General features: G+C 71.9%; 14 protein-coding genes. 5 read left to right on the forward strand and 9 right to left on the reverse strand.

The window, feature by feature from the left end:
- Window positions 1–13 precede the first annotated feature (13 nt).
- The 3 genes from GA0074696_RS13955 to GA0074696_RS13965 form a co-directional block, all read right to left on the reverse strand.
- Entirely contained in the window at window positions 14–595 is a 582-nt protein-coding gene (locus tag GA0074696_RS13955; protein ID WP_088961506.1) for a hemerythrin domain-containing protein, read from the reverse strand.
- Window positions 588–1,802: a hypothetical protein gene (locus GA0074696_RS13960; protein ID WP_088961507.1), complete on the reverse strand. Its 1,215-nt coding sequence runs from the start codon at window positions 1,800–1,802 to the stop codon at window positions 588–590. Before GA0074696_RS13960 ends, GA0074696_RS13955 begins: the two co-directional genes overlap by 8 nt.
- Before the next feature lie 83 nt (window positions 1,803–1,885).
- Complete coding sequence (locus GA0074696_RS13965; protein WP_157745906.1) at window positions 1,886–2,347, reverse strand: STAS domain-containing protein; 462 nt, start codon at window positions 2,345–2,347, stop codon at window positions 1,886–1,888.
- Window positions 2,348–2,711: 364 nt separating this feature from the next.
- On the opposite strand from GA0074696_RS13965, the gene GA0074696_RS13970 reads away from it, so the two are divergent.
- Complete coding sequence (locus GA0074696_RS13970) at window positions 2,712–4,496, forward strand: N-acetylglutaminylglutamine amidotransferase (RefSeq protein ID WP_088961509.1); 1,785 nt, start codon at window positions 2,712–2,714, stop codon at window positions 4,494–4,496.
- A gap of 47 nt (window positions 4,497–4,543) precedes the next feature.
- On the opposite strand, the gene GA0074696_RS13975 is transcribed toward GA0074696_RS13970, so the two are convergent.
- From GA0074696_RS13975 to GA0074696_RS13990, 4 genes are all read right to left on the reverse strand, one after another.
- Window positions 4,544–5,680, reverse strand: coding sequence for a carboxylate-amine ligase (locus tag GA0074696_RS13975; RefSeq protein ID WP_088964550.1), 1,137 nt, complete (start codon window positions 5,678–5,680; stop codon window positions 4,544–4,546).
- A gap of 199 nt (window positions 5,681–5,879) precedes the next feature.
- Window positions 5,880–6,443 (reverse strand): VTT domain-containing protein, encoded by a 564-nt coding sequence (locus GA0074696_RS13980; protein WP_088961510.1) that lies wholly within the window; start codon window positions 6,441–6,443, stop codon window positions 5,880–5,882.
- Window positions 6,440–6,997, reverse strand: coding sequence for a hypothetical protein (locus GA0074696_RS13985; RefSeq protein ID WP_088961511.1), 558 nt, complete (start codon window positions 6,995–6,997; stop codon window positions 6,440–6,442). Before GA0074696_RS13985 ends, GA0074696_RS13980 begins: the two co-directional genes overlap by 4 nt.
- Entirely contained in the window at window positions 6,994–8,448 is a 1,455-nt protein-coding gene (locus GA0074696_RS13990) for a PQQ-dependent sugar dehydrogenase (RefSeq protein ID WP_088961512.1), read from the reverse strand. The genes GA0074696_RS13985 and GA0074696_RS13990 overlap by 4 nt, the downstream gene beginning before the upstream one ends.
- 288 nt (window positions 8,449–8,736) lie before the next feature.
- Between GA0074696_RS13990 and GA0074696_RS13995 the strand changes: the two genes are divergently transcribed.
- Genes GA0074696_RS13995 through GA0074696_RS14005 form a run of 3 tightly spaced genes read left to right on the forward strand, consistent with a single transcriptional unit; the run spans window position 8,737 to window position 13,704 of the window.
- Entirely contained in the window at window positions 8,737–10,557 is a 1,821-nt protein-coding gene (locus GA0074696_RS13995; protein WP_088961513.1) for a glycoside hydrolase family 3 protein, read from the forward strand.
- A 10-nt stretch (window positions 10,558–10,567) separates the two neighbouring features.
- Window positions 10,568–11,875 (forward strand): exo-beta-N-acetylmuramidase NamZ family protein, encoded by a 1,308-nt coding sequence (locus GA0074696_RS14000; protein WP_088961514.1) that lies wholly within the window; start codon window positions 10,568–10,570, stop codon window positions 11,873–11,875.
- Window positions 11,876–11,886: 11 nt separating this feature from the next.
- Window positions 11,887–13,704: a serine hydrolase domain-containing protein gene (locus tag GA0074696_RS14005; RefSeq protein WP_088961515.1), complete on the forward strand. Its 1,818-nt coding sequence runs from the start codon at window positions 11,887–11,889 to the stop codon at window positions 13,702–13,704.
- A gap of 13 nt (window positions 13,705–13,717) precedes the next feature.
- Here GA0074696_RS14005 and GA0074696_RS14010 read toward each other — a convergent pair whose 3' ends face one another.
- Together GA0074696_RS14010 and GA0074696_RS14015 are read right to left on the reverse strand one after the other, a co-directional pair.
- The gene (locus GA0074696_RS14010) at window positions 13,718–15,136 is read right to left on the reverse strand and encodes a WGR domain-containing protein (protein WP_088961516.1); all 1,419 of its coding nucleotides are present in this window, start codon (window positions 15,134–15,136) and stop codon (window positions 13,718–13,720) included.
- A 168-nt stretch (window positions 15,137–15,304) separates the two neighbouring features.
- Window positions 15,305–15,781, reverse strand: a complete 477-nt coding sequence (locus GA0074696_RS14015) for a heme-degrading domain-containing protein (RefSeq protein ID WP_088961517.1) — start codon at window positions 15,779–15,781, stop codon at window positions 15,305–15,307.
- A gap of 186 nt (window positions 15,782–15,967) precedes the next feature.
- Here GA0074696_RS14015 and GA0074696_RS14020 point away from each other — a divergent pair, with 186 nt between their 5' ends.
- Window positions 15,968–16,327 carry an MmcQ/YjbR family DNA-binding protein gene (locus tag GA0074696_RS14020; protein WP_088961518.1) on the forward strand — a complete coding sequence of 120 codons (360 nt, stop codon included), beginning with the start codon at window positions 15,968–15,970 and terminating at the stop codon, window positions 16,325–16,327.
- Window positions 16,328–16,412: the final 85 nt, after the last annotated feature.

Raw genomic sequence — 16,412 nt, forward strand, 5'->3', positions numbered from 1 at the left:
CGCGCGTGGTGCTTCAGCCGACGGACGGCTTGCGGAGGGCGTCGCGGACCCGGTCGACGACCGCCAGCGCGGGACCGGCCGCCAGGTTGCCCTTGGCCGACTGTGCGCTCGGGTGTGGTCGGGTCGGCGCGGCGGCCTCCGCGGCGCGGACGGCGGCGGCGAGGGTACGCAGCCGGTCGGCCGGCACGTGCTGTCGGAGCCGGGGGAACTCGTAGCGCTCCTCGTAGCGAGCGTGGGTGAGGACCGCGTCGCGGAGCAGGATGATGCCGGTGTCGAAGCCGTCGGCGTCGACGCCGCTGGCGATCAAGGTCTTCAGCGTCTCCTTGGCCTGGCGTTCCTCGTCGAGCCGGTCGTCGACCATCGCGCCGCCGCCACCACCGGGCAGGGTCCGGGCCAGCGGATGGATCACCTCCTCTTCGGCGGTCTCGTGCGCGGCGAGGAGCCGGACCAGGTCGTCGAACGCCTCCCGGCGGGTGTCGCCGGTGTCGCCGATGACCAGCAGGAAGAGCTGCTCGACGCGGGCGTGCTGGGCGAGCAGCAGGTCGACCACGTCCTCCTCGGGCCCGGGCGTGGTCGGGGCATCGGTGTCAGGCATGGCTACCTTCCCGGGCGCGCAGCCCCTCGACCGGGTGCGGTCCCTCGGTCTCGATGCGGTACTCGTCGCCGAAGCGCTCGCGGTGCATGTCGATGACCTGCTCGGTGGGCGGCTGCTGACCGCCGTGCAGCTGCTGCTGCATCCACTCGAAGCGCTCGTGTGCCTCCGTGACGTAGCCCTCGCCGAGTTTGGTGAGGTCGATCTGGGTGGCCAGCAGGTGACGCAGATACTCCTTGTTCGGTTCGAAGGTGAGCGGCTCGGGCAGGCCGGCGCTGCCGACGATCTCCTCCGGCTCGCGGCCGTCGTGCCGGCGCAACAGGTCGGCCGCCTGCTGCAGGTGGGCCAGCTCCATCTGCAGGTGCAGCTCCCAGACCGCCTTGATCCGCGGGTCGCTCTCCTGCTGCAGGAAGGAGTAGTACAACCAGCACTCGTTGTACTCGTGGGTCAGCAGTCGCTCCCACCAGCTCTCGCCCGGGTCCAGCAGCGACTCGTAGTGGGTGACGTGCTCCTGCTCGATCAGGCTGATCTCCTGGTAGAGCTGGCGCGCGATCGGTTCCATGTACTGGGGGCCGACGTTCATGTAGTAGAACATCACCTGCTGCTCGGCCGAGAGGATCGTCAACGCGTTCAGCTTGGAGCGCGGGTCGACCGAGTTGCGGTCGTACGGGGTACGGACCTCGTCGAACGGGTGCCGGTGCTCCTGCACGGTCGGCCGGCCGGGCATGACCTCGGTGAGGCCGTCGACGATCTTCTCCGCCTTGCGCCGCTCGACCATTTCGTAGAGGTTCGCGTAGCGGTACAGGTGGTCGAAGTCCTCCAGCACCCCGAACTCGTACGCCTGCTTCAGGTAGGGGTCCGGTTCGTGCCGGGCCACCCAGGCCGTCAGGTCGACAGCCACCTGTTCGTAGCCGAGGGTCGTCTCCAGCACGCTCGCCACCCCCGGCAGCAGCCAGTTCACCACCCGCTGCTGCTGGCTCTCCACGTACCGCACGTACGCGAGCTGCCGCCGGACCTCCTGGTCCGGGCAGACGCGGGCGAACTGGTGCTGGAAGTTGATCGCCTCGACCTCGATGCCGTTCATCGTGATGATCCGGCACCGGGTGTAGGGGTCGACCGCCTCGGGATCGATCGGTTCGACGTTCAGTTCACGCCAGTTGCGGATCTGGCTCTCCAGGGGGATCCCCTTGTGGTCCAGCGGGTTGAACATGGCTCTCCATTCGCGTCGGGGTGCGCCCGTCGGGTGCTATCCGGGATCGCCCAGCAGGCGCTGGTGTCGAGGGGAGGTCTCGGTCAGCCGGAAGGCGCCGGCTGGTCGGCAGGGACAGTGCCGTCGAAGGAGCCTCGTGGCGCCGGCCGCCGGCTGCCGCCGTGCCCGTTGGCCAGCGGGAGGCGGGTGACGACCGGAGGTGCCGTCACCGTGGCCCGGGCCGAGGCGATGTCGAGATCGGGCTGCGGTGGCCCGCCGGTCACACCGAGGACGTGGAGCACGAAGGGCGGGGCCTTACGGAGGGTCAGCCGCCCACCGGCCGAGGTGACCAGCTCGCGCACCTGCAGCAGGGCAGCCACTCCCGGCGCCCCGAGGTAGGTCACCGTTGACAGGTCGAGCGCGATCGGGGGCAGCGGAGGACGGCAGAGAAACTGCACCAGCTCCACGAGCAGGTGGGCGTTGCTCATGTCGATCTCGCCACTGGCGGTGATCACCTTGGTGGCGCCGTCGCAGCTCAACGACAACGACATGATGGGGTCACGCAATCCTGGTCGCCCTTCGGCCGAGGATCGGGCAGGTCCTCGTTCTTCGGGAAAGACCGGATCTGTCGACATGGCGCCTCCGCCCTTCGCCGGGGATCACCCGCTTGCCCACGCGACGGTGCGGCAGCGGCGGTTCAGGGCGCATTTCTTGACCCGGAGATGTCCCTACCCCCGGAAGCCGGTCGTACACCCGTCCGCCGCCGTCGCCGGCGGCGCGCGCCGAAGAACGCCAGGTGGGCGGTCGGGTTTCCCGGGGTGGGCATCGGGTAGTCGCCGGCTCCGGTACCGCCGGCCGATCGACCGGCAGACGACGATGGCAGGAGTGTTGTCGTGTTGCGTGCACGTCGAGCGATCTGGCACCGGTGAGATGTGCGGCATCAGCGGTGAGGCGAGGTTCGACGGCGCGACCCCCGACGCCGGCGCGGTGACCCGGATGACCGAGGCGATGCGCTCCCGGGGCCCCGACGGCGAAGGGTTGTGGAACGACGGCTGGGTCACCCTGGGACACCGTCGGCTGACCGTCATCGACCTGTCGGAGGCGGGCGGCCAGCCCATGGTGCGCGAGGACCTGGGGCTGGGGCTCGTCTTCAACGGTTGCGTCTACAACTACCCGCAGCTGCGCGACGAGCTGCGGGAGGCCGGGCACACCTTCCACTCCACCAGTGACACCGAGGTCATCCTCGTGGCGTACGCGCAGTGGGGTGAACGTTTCGTCGACCACCTGGTCGGCATGTTCGCCGCTGTGCTCGTGGACCGGCGGCGGCGCCGGCTGGTGCTGGCCCGGGACCGGCTGGGTATCAAGCCGCTCTACCTGGCGGAGTCGTCCGGGCGGCTGCGGTTCGCCTCCACCCTGCCGGCGCTGCTGGCCGCCGGTGACGTGGACACTGGCATCGACCCGGTGGCGCTGCACCACTACCTCTCCTGGCATTCGATCGTGCCGGCGCCCCGGACCATCCTGCGCGGGGTGCGCAAGCTCCCCCCGGCCACGGTGCGGGTGGTGGAGTCCGACGGGTGCAGCCGCGAGCGCGTCTACTGGCGGCCCGACTACCAACGGGACCCGGCACACGTCGGCATGAACGCGCGGGACTGGCAGGCCGCGACCGGCGATGCGCTGCGCACGGCGGTGCGCCGGCGGCTGGTGGCGGATGTACCGGTCGGGGTGCTGCTCTCCGGCGGCCTGGACTCGAGCATGATCGTGGCGCTGTTGGCCGAGGCCGGGCAGCACCACCTCCAGACGTTCAGCATCGGCTTCGACAGCCGCGGCGGCGAGGTGGGCGACGAGTTCCACTACTCCGACCTGGTCGCCGCCGCCTTCGGCACCGACCACCAGCGCATTCAACTCGGCAACGACGACCTGGTGCCGGCGGTCCGCCGGACGATCGAGGCGATGACCGAGCCGATGGGAAGTCACGACGTGGTCGCCTTCCACCTGCTCTCCGAGCAGGTGGCCCGCCAGGTCAAGGTGGCCCAGTCGGGACAGGGCGCCGACGAGGTCTTCGCCGGCTACGCCTACCACCAGCCCCTCACCCGGGTACCCCGCGACGGCGCCGCCGAGGCGTTCGCCGCCGCGTTCTTCGACCGTGACCACGCGGAACTGGATCAGGTGGTCGACCCGGCGTACGCGTGCGGCCACGACGCCAGCCGCGAACTGCTCGACGCGCACCTGGCCGCGCCCGGCGCGGACACCGCGCTGGACGCGGTGCTGCGCCTGGACACCCACCTGATGCTGCCGGACGACCCGGTGAAGCGGGTGGACAGCATGAGCATGGCGTGGGGGCTGGAGGTGCGCACCCCGTTCCTGGACCAGGACCTCGTCGCCCTCGCCGCGGCCTGCCCGCCGGAGCACAAGGTGGCCCAGGGCGGCAAGGGGTTGCTCAAGGAGGTGGCCCGGGAGGTGCTGCCCGCCGAGGTGATCGACCGGCCCAAGGGCTACTTCCCGGTGCCCGCCCTGCGCAACGTCGACGGGCCGGTGCGGCACCTCGTCGAGGAGGCGTTGACCGCGCCGGCCGCCCGCGAGCGCGGCCTGTTCCGGCCCGGGTACGTCGCCGACCTGCTCGCCGAACCGGCCCAGGCGCAGGCCGCGGCCGGCAGCAACAAGCTCTGGCAGCTCGGCCTGCTGGAACTCTGGCTCCAGACCCACGACATCCACTGACGCCCGGCGCGCTCGCTCACCCGGCTCAGGTCGGCCCCGGCCGCCGATCAGCAGGCGGTGGTCTGGGCGGTCAGGTGATCCAGAACGGCGCGGACATCGCCGTCGGTGCGGGCCATGATCCGCCGCTGTCGGGTCGCGCCGGTGCCGTCCCGGCGTATCCGGTCGAGCTGGCGCAGCACCGCGTCCAGATCGCCGTGCCGGGTCAGCGCGGACGTGACGGTGACGAGGAGCTCGTCGATCAGGTCCCAGGCGGGACGGGCGCCGCCGCCGCGCAGGTCGATGAGGTCACCGTCGACCCCGTCGTGAGCGGCTCGCCAGTGCGCGGCGGCGACCAGGCAGTCCCGGACCGGAGTGGCGCGGACCCCGGCGCGGACGTCGTCGGCCATGGTGGCGACCAGCGCCCTGACCAGCGCGGCGACCAGCACCGTGTCGTCGACGGTGGGGCAGACGTCGCCGACCCGGACCTCCACGGTCGGGTACGCGGACGACGGGCGGGCGTACCAGTAGACCATCGCCGCGTCGAGCATGATCCCTGCGGCGATCAACTCCTGCACCGTGGCGTCGTATTCGGCGACCGACTCGAAGTGCGGGGTGGGTCCGATGCTCGGCCAGCGTTCCAGCTGCATGGACCGCCAGCTGGCGTGCCCGGTGTCCCTTCCGTCGTGCAGGGGGGAGTTGGCGGTGAGCGCCTGCACCACCGGCAGCCACGGGCGCAGGTGGTTGCACACCTGCACGGCCAGCTCCCGGTCCGGCACCCCGACGTGGACATGGCAGCCGCAGACCGCCGGGTCGTGGGCCACCGGACCGAACCGGCGGGACATGGCGTGGTAGCGCTGCTCGTCCGGCACCGAACGGTGCGCTTCGCACACCGGGGTGGCCCCTACCGCGACGAGGCGTGCCCCGGCTGCCTTCGCCGCCTCGGCGGCGGCACCGCGCAGCGCGACCAGGTGTTCGCGCAGCTGTGCCAGGTCGGTGCAGACGGGGGTGACCATCTCCACCATGCTGTGCCGGAACTCGTGCCGGCTCTGCTCCCGAGCGGTCCCCGACAGCGTGTGGAGCACTCGGTCCGCGACGGGCAGGCTCTCCCCGGTTGCCGGGTCCAGGAGCAGGAACTCCTCCTCCACGCCCAGGGTGAGGATGGTGGGGGTGGGTGCCGAGGGGGCGGCGACTCGGTGCGACTTCATGGTCACGTCCGATCGTGTCCTCCCGGAAGACACACGTCGACCGTGGGCCACGCTGACCGGACCGACGGGAGTCGGCCGACGGACCCACGCCTCTGACCGTACGGCGGTGCGCGCGGTCCCGGTCGTCGATTCGCCTATCTCCGCACGAGACGACCGTGAGCGATGACGGGCTGGACGAACCGCCTGCACCGGCCTGACATCAGGACAGCCCGCGCTGTGCGGTGGCGCCCGCAGCCGCGTAGATCAGCGCGGCCGGCAGGACCCCCGCGGCGCTCGCCAACGTGACGCGCCACCACCCGAGCGTGGTGGTGCCGGCGAGCAGGGCGACGGTCTCCGCCAGCACCGGTACGGGGCGGGTGACCAGCACGGCGAGCAGACCGTATCGGTTGAGCAGCCGTTCGGCCCGTGCGCGTTGCGCCGACGTGGTGGTGCGGGCGAGCAGGCCGCGGCTGCGTCTGCCGAGGCCGAAGGCGACGAGAGTGGCCCCGAGTCCGCCGAGCAGCGACAGCAGCGTTCCGGGAAGCACACCGAACAGAGCGCCGTTGGCGACCATCACCAGACTGGACGGCACGGGGAGTGCCACGTCGGCCAGCAGCAGGGCCAGGCTGGTCGCGGCCGCTACCGGCCCTGCCCTGCCGAGCAGGGGAGACGGGTCGGTCAGCAGTGGCGCTTCCAGCGCCTGCACCGCGCCGAAGACCGCCAGCAGTGCGGCCGGTAGGCCGGTGAGCAGCAGGGGATACCCCCAGTGCCGAGGCTGGCTCACACGTCGCGCCGGTACAGGATCGCGTTCGACGCCATCTCCAGAAAGCACTCGCGGATCAGAAGTTGGTGCCGGGTCTTCTCGGCCACGATGGGAAAGGTGATGTCCACAACGGCCGGTCTGCCCAGCGCCAGAGCCAGTTGCTCGGCCACCGCGAAGCCGCTGATCGCGTCGAGGTTGCTGAGCAGCAGCAGGCGCAGGTGCCGCCACGCCCGTCCCCGTGCGCCCGCGACCACGCCCTGCGCCTCGCCGGTCAGCTCACGCAGCGCACTCAGGGCGGTGGCGGCAGCCGGGGCGGCAGCCGTCGTCCCTGTCGCCGATTGGTGGCCGAAGGCGCGGCGCAGGTCCGCCACCGCTTCTTCGTGCTGTCGGGCCGGCGCGGCGATCTCGTGCAGCCAGGCGCGGATGTGCGGCTCGCCGACCTCGTCCGCGGTGTCCTCCAGGATCTTGCGGTATGCGGATTGCAGCGTGCGGGTGGTGACCAGCCACGGTACGACGCGGTCGAGCTGAGCGGTGACGGTGTCGTGGTCGAGTTCCAGGAGCAGCGGGCGGTTCACCCCCGGCTCCCGTCACGCACGACACGCCACAGCACGCCGGTGTGCCCGTAGGACATCTGCGTCGCCTCCGTGACCCGGGACACGCCGAAGTCGAGCACGTACAGGCTGCCGTCCGGCGCGAACTTGGCGTCCACCGGACGCTCCAGCCCACCCGTGCCCAGCGCGGAGGCCGGTCCGGGCCGCGAGTTGCGCATGAACACCTCGCACGTGCCGTCGGTCGGGTCCACCGCCACCACCCGGAATCCGTGCTCCAGGTCCGTCGGGTCCGGCGAGTTCAGCGGGGCGAGCGTTCCCCACTCGCAGGCGAACAGCCGCCCCCGGTAACCGAACGCGTCGCTGCGGGAGACGTCGAGACCGGCCATCGCCGAGTGCGGCTCTTCGAGGAACACGGCCGGCCCCGCCCACGGCGGCGGGTCCTTGAGCAGCGGCTCCGCCGGTCGTCCTCGCCGAGGCAGGTGGGATTCGTGCCAGGCGGGCAGGCCGTCCCCGCAGATGTCGGGGAAGCCGTACCAGGCGGGCCGGTCGATCGAACCGTGCCGGGTGCGAGCGGCGTCGATGCGCCAGATGCGGTCCGGGTCGGCCCGGATCGCCCGGTCCCCGGTCTCCTCGAAGTCGTTGTCGGTGACGTAGAGGTTGCCGTCCTCGCCGAAGGCCATCCCGTACGGGTTGCGGAGGCCCCAGGCCACCAGCTCCATCTCGCTGCCGTCGGGCTGGGCGCGCCACAGGCCCGAACTGCACTTGAGCGTGCCGCGCACCACCTCCCCGGGCCGTGCCGGTGTGCCGAACGGCTTGAAGGGCCCGGTCTCCACCAGGTACGGATACGGTGCGGTCGGGTCGTACGTCTGCACGTTGTTGCCGGTCAGCACGACATCTTCGCCGGGTACGTCGTGCACGCCGATGTGTCGGGCGACGTCGACCTGGAACCCCTGCGGCAGCACCACGCCCTGCTGTGACACCGAGCCCTGGGCGAAGTACATCAGCCCGTCGGGGCCGAACACCGGCCCGCCCGGTTCGTGCCAACCGCCGTTGGGCAGCCCATCGATCAGCGCCTCGGTCCGCCCGCTGGCAAGGTCTATGCGATCTATCCGGGCGTGTCGCCCGCCCTTGCACGAGACCAGCAGCGCGTCGCCGTGCACCGCCACGTGCCGCGGCCCGCCCAGATCCTCCTCGGCGACCACGCCAAGGTGGCCGTCCGGGTCCAGTCGCAGGATCCGGGCCGGGACGTAGGGGCGAGTGGGCCAGGTGCTGCCGCCCTCCAGGACGTAGAGGGTTCCGTCCTCGGCGAAACCCATCCCGCACGGCATCGACAGGCCGACGAGCACCACCTCCACGCGGTAGCCGTCGGGTACCACGACGTCGGCCGGGTCGACGCGGGGACGCGCCGGTGTCGGGAGCGTGGACAGCGCCTCCGGCTCCGCAACTGTTGCCGACAGCGGCGTCAACGAGGTCATGCGACATCCTTGAGAATTGGGCCGAGCCGGTTCCCGGGCGCGCAAGACGCGCCCTTCCAAGCGATTCTCGCGATCCGGACAGGACGGTATGTCAGCCTCAGTCTGCTCGATGCGCCCTCAATGTGCAGGAAGTCCCGGAAAACCTCACGCCGCTACCGCAGCGACCGGTCTGCCGGCGGGCTGGGCCGGCCGGGTCGACCCAGTCCGGGACGTTCTGTAGCTAACCTTCTTGACTGGTCATTGATATGTAGCTAAGTTTCAGCCACCCGGACTGAGAGGTCGCCGTCTATGAAGACCCGATCCGTCACCGCGACCGTCCTGGTGGCCACCCTGGTGACCACCCTCGCGCCGCCCCCCGTCAACGCCTCGGCCGAGCCCGCGGGCCCGCTCACCGCGGAGCAGGGTTGGGTCACCTCGACGCTGCGGCACATGAGCCTGGCGCAGAAGGTCGGGCAGCTCTTCTCCACCTACGTCTACGGCAGTGACGCCACCGAGCCCAGCGCCGCCGACCGCGCCGCCAACCGCGCCGCGTTCGGCGTCGAGACTCCGGCCGAGGTCATCGACCAGTTCCACCTCGGCGGCGTCTGCTACTTCTCCTGGTCCCACAACCTGGACAGTCCCCGTCAGATCGCCGGCCTCTCCAACGGACTGCAGCGGGCCGCCCTGGGCGACGGCACCAAGGGGCGCGTCCCCCTGCTCATCTCCACCGACCAGGAGCAGGGCACGGTGCTGCGCATGCCCGCTCCCGCCGCGCAATTCCCCGGCGCGATGGCGCTGGGTGCCGGGCGCTCACCCCAGGACGCGCGCACGGCGGCGGACATCACCGGGCGGGAGCTGCGCGCGGTGGGCATCCACCAGCCGTACGCGCCGATCGCCGACGTCAACGTCAACCCCGGCAACCCGGTCATCGGAGTACGGTCCTTCGGGGCCGACCCCACCCTGGTGGGCGAGCTGACCGCCGCGCAGGTCGCCGGGTTCCAGGACGGCGCCGGCGTGACCGCGGTGGCGAAGCACTTCCCCGGCCACGGCGACACGGCCACCGACAGCCACACCGGCCTGCCGGTGATCAACCACAGCCGGGCCGAGTGGGACCGGATCGACGCGCCGCCGTTCCGGCGGGCGATCAGCGCGGGCGTCGAATCGATCATGACCGCGCACATCGTGGTGCCCGCGCTCGACCCGTCCGGCGACCCGGCGACGTTGTCGTCGACGATCCTCACCGGCGTGCTGCGCGATGAACTCGGCTTCCGGGGAGTCATCGTCACGGACGCCCTGAACATGGCCGGCGTGCGGCAGAAGTACGGCGACGAGCGGGTGCCCGTGCTGGCGCTCAAGGCCGGCGCAGACCAGTTGCTGATGCCGCCGAACCTCGCGCTGGCCCGGGAGGCGGTGCTGCGCGCCGTCGCCACGGGCGAGCTGACCGAGCGGCGGATCGACGAGTCGGTGCGGCGCATCCTCGGCATGAAGTACCGGCAGGGACTGGCCGGGTCACCGCTGGTCGACGTCGAGGAGGCGGTACGGACGGTCGGGGCGCCCGGGCACCTCGCCGCCGTCGCCCAGGTCACCGACCCGACGCTCACCGCGGTGCGCAACGACGCCGGGCTGCTGCCGCTGGCCGGCACCAATCGGTCGGTGCTGGTCACCGGCTGGAACAGCGCGGCGTTCGCTCCGGTCGCGGCGGTCGCCGACGGGTTCACCGCCCGCGGTGCCCGGGCCACCGCCCGGCCGGCGACGCTGCCGTCCGACGCGGTGATCGCCGCGACGGCCACCCAGGCGGCCGAGCACGACCTCACCGTCGTGCTGGTCAACAAGGCGTGGGACACCACCATCACCGATCCGCGGGCCACCCAGCAGCGCCTCGTCGCGGCGCTGCTCGCCACCGGAAAACCCGTCGTCGTGGTGGCGGTGCGGGATCCCTACGACATCGCCCACCTGCCGGGCGTGACCACCTATCTGGCGACCTACTCGTACACCCGGGCGGCGATGGACGCGCTCGTCCGCGCGCTGTACGGCGAGCTGTCCCCCCGGGGGCGGCTGCCCGTCACGATCCCCACGGCCGAGGGTGCGGGCACCGTGCTCTACCCGTACGGCCACGGCCTGACCTGGTAGGAGGCAACCCATGCAGCGTAGGAATTTCCTCGCCGGCGCGGTCGGCGCTGGAGCGCTCGGCGCCGGCGCGGGGGCGCTCGGCGTCGGTGCGGCCCTGGCGCCCGCGGCGGGCAGCCCCGGTGTCCGCCGGGTCCGCACCGGTCTGGACCAACTGGTGGCCTCCGATTTCGCCGTGCTCGCCGACCAACGGGTCGGCGTCGTCTCGAACCCGACGGGCGTCGACGGCGCCTACCGCCACCTCGTCGACCTGATGCACGGCTCGGGCCAGGTCCAGCTGGCCGCGGCGTTCGGCCCCGAGCACGGCTTTCGCGGCTCGGCCCAGGCCGGAGGCAGCGAGGGCACCGGCGTCGACGCGCGGACCGGCATCCCCGTCTACGACGCGTACGGCGCCTCGCAGGCCCGGTGGGAGAGCATGTTCACCGAGGCGGGCGTGGACACGATCGTCTTCGACATCCAGGACGTCGGGGTCCGCTTCTACACCTACATCTGGACCATGTACACCTCGATGGTCGCCGCGGCCCGGGTCGGCAAACGCTACGTCGTGCTGGACCGACCGAACCCGATCGGCGGGCGGGCCTACGGGCCGATGATGACGGCGCCGTACACCTCCGGGGTCGGCCTCAAGGAGATCGTCCAGCAGCACGGAATGACCGTCGGGGAGCTGGCCCGGTTCTTCAACGGCACGTTCCTGCCCGTCGAAGCCGGGCGACCGGTGGACCTGCACGTGGTGCGGTGCGAGCACTGGAAGCGTGACCGGCTCGCCGCCGACACCGACGTGCCCTGGGTGATGCCCAGTCCGAACATGCCCACCCCGGACACCGCGCTGGTCTACCCGGGTACCGGCCTCTTCGAGGGCGTCGCGTCGATCACCGAAGGCCGGGGCACCTGCCGCCCGTTCGAGCTGATCGGCGGGCTGGCGACCGACTTCGACCACCACTGGAGTGACCGCCTCAACGCCCGGGACCTGCCCGGGGTCGAGTTCCGCGAGGCGTACTTCGCACCGACCTCGGCCGGACAGAAGCCGGCGCTGTTGAACAAGCTCTGCGCCGGCGTCGAGGTCAAGGTCGTCGACCGGGCGGTGTACGACCCGATCCGTACCGCGGTGGCGATGCTGGTGGAGGCGCGCAGGTACCCCGCGTTCGCCTGGCGGCGCGACTCCTGGGACGCCGTCCGCCCCTACTGGATCGACAAGCTCACCGGGTCGCCCCGCCTGCGTATCCAGATCGACGCCGGGGCCGACGTGGACGACGTCGTCGGCGCCTGGGCCGACGAGCTGACCGCGTTCGACGACCAGCGCAAGCCCTACCTGCTCTACTGAGGAGTGCGGCCATGACCACGTCGTCCCGCCCGCTGCACCGCCGCCCGCCCGCGCTCCGCCGACTCGCACTCGGCCTCGCCGTGGTCATCCTGGGCACGACCGCGCCGGCCACCGGGGCGGCCGGCGCGCCGCTGCTGGACGAGTCCGGGCCGCCCGTCGTCACCCCCGCCGACATCCATTTCCGGCAGGACACGCTGCGGCCCGGCAGCGCCGGCGAGGTCGGTCTGCTCCCCGCGCAGGTGGATCGCCTCCCCGCCGACCTGGCGGCCTATCTCCAGCCGACGCCGGACCACCCCGGGTACCCGGCGTACGCGGGCGCGGTGGTCCTGGCGGCCAAGGACGGCGTGGTCGTGCAGCACGCCGCCGTGGGCACCGCGGTGCGGTACGCCGCCGTCGGACCGCCGCCCGGGCTGGTCGGGGTGGAGCTTCCCGCCGACCAGCAGATTCCGATGCGGCCCGACACCGTCTTCGACCTGGCGTCGGTGTCGAAGCTGTTCACCACGATCGTCACCATGCAGCAGGTCGAGCGGGGGCGGGTGGACCTGGACGCCCCGGTCGCCCGCTACGTCCCGGAGTTCGCGGCCGGCGGCAAGGAGGCGGTCACGGTACGGATGCTGCTGACCCACACCTCGGGTCTGCCCGCCTTCACGCCACTGTGGAGCCGTCACCCGACGCCGGCCGAGCGGTTCGCCGCCGCGCTGGCCACGCCGCTGGCGGCCCCGCCCGGCACCCGCTACGTCTACTCCGACCTCGGCCTGATCGCGCTGGGCGTACTCGTGGAACGGGTGACCGGGCGGCCGCTGGCCGACCTGGTCCGCGACGGCGTCACCGCGCCCCTGGGCATGACCGACACCGGCTACAACCCGGGGCCGGAACGGCGGTCGCGGATCGCCGCCACCGAGTACCAGCCGTACGCCGGGCGCGGCCTGGTCTGGGGCGAGGTGCACGACGAGAACGCCTGGTCGCTCGGGGGCGTGGCCGGGCACGCCGGGGTCTTCTCCACCGCGGCCGATCTGTCGCTGCTCTGCCAGTCACTGCTCAACGGGGGCGAGTACCGCGGGCGACGGATCCTCCGGGCGGACACGGTGCGCGCGATGCTGGTCAACTACAACGCGCCGCTGGAGGCGGCCTACCCGGAGAGCGATCGCGGGCTCGGCTTCGAGCTCAACAAGCACTGGTACATGATGGGGCTCTCCTCCCCGGTGGCGTTCGGGCACACCGGCTTCACCGGCACGTCCATCGTCATCGACCCGCTCTCCCACTCGTTCGTCATCCTGTTGAGCAACCGGGTGCACCCCGACCGCGGCTGGGGCAGCAACAACGTCGCCCGGCGCGCGGTCGCGCGCGACCTCGCCGAGGCGATGCCGGTGCGACCCCGGTCGCGTGCGGCCTGGCGGGCCGACCCGCGCGACCTCGCGACGGTCACCCTCACCGCCCCGCTGCGCCGGGCCGCGCAAGGCGGCGCCGCGAGCTTCCTGCTCTGGTACGACACCGAGCCCCGCTACGACAGCGCGCGGTTCGAGGTCTCCACCGACGGAGGGGGGACGTGGGCTCCGGCGCGGATGCTGCTGCGGCACGGGGACCGACACTGGACCAGCGACGGCACGGTCACCGGCTACGGCGGCCGGGTCTGGTGGCAGGTCTCGGTGACGCTGCCCGACCAGGCGACCCACCTGCGGTGGAGCAGCAGCACCGACGGCTCCGGCCAGGGTCGTGGCGTGTACGTCGACCGGGTCGTCGCGGGGGACCGGGACGGGGTGCTCTTCGACGGCGAGGGCGTCGACGCCTCCCTCCTCGTCGCCGCCGGGTGGTCACCGCGACAGACCTGACCACGCGCCCTGCTCAGCGCAGCCGGCGGATGTCGCCGTACGCCCGGTAGAACCCACCTCGGCCGGACTCGCGGACCTCGGTCACCAGGTAGCGGGCGCCCGGCTCGCGGATGCCCTTGGGGAACTGCACCGACCAGTCGCGCCGGTAGCCGTCGGAAACCACCTGGACCCGCAGCCGCCCGCGATCGTCCAGGCACTGCACGACGACGCCCGCGCCGGCGTCGCTGGTCACCTCGACCACCGTCGGCTCCACGGTCCGCGGCGCCTGCCGGGGCGCCTTGACGTCCAGCACCTGCGGCACGTCGCCGACCTGGGCCGCCCGGATCGCCGGCTCGCTGGCGTCGATGCAGGCCAGATGGCCGCCGGTGGTGACGACATAGAGCCGCTCGTCGTGGTACTGCATGGAGTACGCCGAGCCACAGCCGGTGCCGAGCTTCCACAGTCGGGTGCCCGTCGCGTCGAAGCAGTAGATCGAGGACTGGCTGTCGCCGGCGAAGACGTACCGGCCGCCCTCCGCGGTCGCGCAGGAGAAGACCGGGGCGTCGCACCGGTAGCGGCGTTCGACCCGACCGTTCTTGGCCAGCCGCACCACCTCGCGGGTGCTCGTCCCGGCGAAGACGCTGCCGCGCTCCTGCCACCCGAAGAGCACCGAGCCGGTGCTGGTGTGCCAGAGCTCGCGGCCGGTACGCCAGTCGAAGCCGGTCACCCCCTGGGAATGGCCGTGGTACAGCGCGTCGGTGTCGCAGCGCACCATCCAGGCGGAGCGGCCCCGCCCGGGCCGGCGCCAGAGGAACTCGTCCTCGTGGTCGATGGCGGCGATCCCGCCGTCGGCGTCCGAGACGCCCAGGACGCCGTCGTGGATGTCCAGCCAGTAGATGTCGATCTCCGGGGCGATCGCGTACGCCACCCGGGGCACCTTGCCGGAGAGGTCGTAGACGTTGCCGTCGTCGCAGCCGGCGTAGATCCAGGCGTCGTCGGCGACGATGCACTTCACCCCGTCGGGGAGGCGCACCTGGCTGCGCACCTGGGCGTCGTGGCCGAGGGTGGTGATCACGCCGTGCTCGTTGCCCACCATGCAGTGCTGCCCGTCGACGAAGATGCCGAAGGCGGGGGCACCGGAGTCGTAGCGCCACAGCACCGGGGCGGTGCGGGCGGTGGAGCGGGTGCTGACGATCTGCCGCCGGGAGACGCTGCGCTTCTTTCTGACGCCGGGGACCGCCGGGGCGTACCCCTTGCGGACCTTCTCCCCGATCTTCTTCGCCGCGGCGGCCCGGGCCCGCGCGTTGTCCGGATAGGCGCTCGCCTTGACCTGCCCCTGGTCGCCGATCCGGCCGTAGCGCACGGTCAGCGTGGCGTCCTCGACGACGACCTCGTAGAACTTGTGCGCACCGTCCACTTCGGACAGTTCGAGGTAGGTCGTCTCCTGCGACATGGGGGCCTCCGAGGGGTCAGCGACCGGCCCGACGTGGCCGGCGCGGCGACAGTGACCACACGCTAACCGCCGCCCCCGACAAGATCGGCGCGGTTGACGAGCCGCCGGCGCGGCCCGTCAACCCCGATCCGTGCCCACCCTCTGGCTACTTACCGCCCCGGTGTACGACTATCGCGAGGTCCCGCGAAGCACGTCGACGACGAAGCGGTGGTCGTCCAGTTGCGGAAGTCCGGAGACGCCGAACCAGCCCACCACGCCGGTGCCGCGAACGCGCAGTGGCAGCGCGCCCCCGGCGGCCGCGTACTTCGCGGCCGGCAGTCCGAATCTCTCCGCCAGGGTCACCTGCTTGTCCTGGCACAGCCGTGCCATGTACAGCGACGAGTGCTCGAACCGCATCACCACTCGCCCCTTGCGACGCAGCCACCCGTCGTTGTCCAGCGTCGAACCGGGCAAGCCGCAGTGGAACAACTGGCGCCCGGTCCGCCACACACCGACCGAGATCGGCAGGTCCCGCTCCCTCGCGGCGGCGACCGCCCGCATCCCCAACTCGTACGCGTCCGACTCCGACAGAGCCGGCAGCTCCAACTCGCCCTCCTCGCGCAGCAACTCCTCCAGCGTCGGCCACGCGTCATGGTCAAGTGGCATACGTACCTCTTCTTGGTCGAGCGGCGGACCGCGCCGGGTTCGGCGTCCGTGTTCGTTGATTGTCGCAAGACCGATGGGCGCCTCCGCCGCGATGCGCGCGACGCAGACGACACGCGCACGAATGATCAATGTCGGTGCTGAGGCGTAACCTCGGCCCGGTGAGGATCCGACCCGGGAGGGACCCCGATGGCTGACGCCGATGATGTCCGCCGGACAGCCCTGGCCCTGCCGCACGTGGTGGAGATCGACAGCGAGGGCTTCGACTTCCGGGTCGCCGACAAGGGGTTCATCTGGTCCTACCCCGAGCGCAGGCCGGGGAAGCCAAGGGTGATCCGGACCGACATCGCGGTGCTGTTCGTCGGCGACGAGGCCGAGAAGCAGGCTCTCCTCCTCGGCGAGCCCGACCTCTTCTTCACCACACCGGGCTACGAGGGGTGGCCGCTGGTGATGCTGCGGCTGGACAAGGTCGATGTCGAGCGCCTGCGGGAGCTGGTGACCGATGCGTGGCGGATGCGGGCCCCGGACGCGCTCGTCGGCGACCGTTGACGGCCGCCGGACCCGCGCGGTGCCGCGTCCACCGTGCTCTCCGGGGCGGGGCAACGCGGGCGGGTGTCCAACGCGGCGCGGTGGC

This window comes from Micromonospora purpureochromogenes (assembly GCF_900091515.1).
Lineage (GTDB): Bacteria > Actinomycetota > Actinomycetes > Mycobacteriales > Micromonosporaceae > Micromonospora > Micromonospora purpureochromogenes.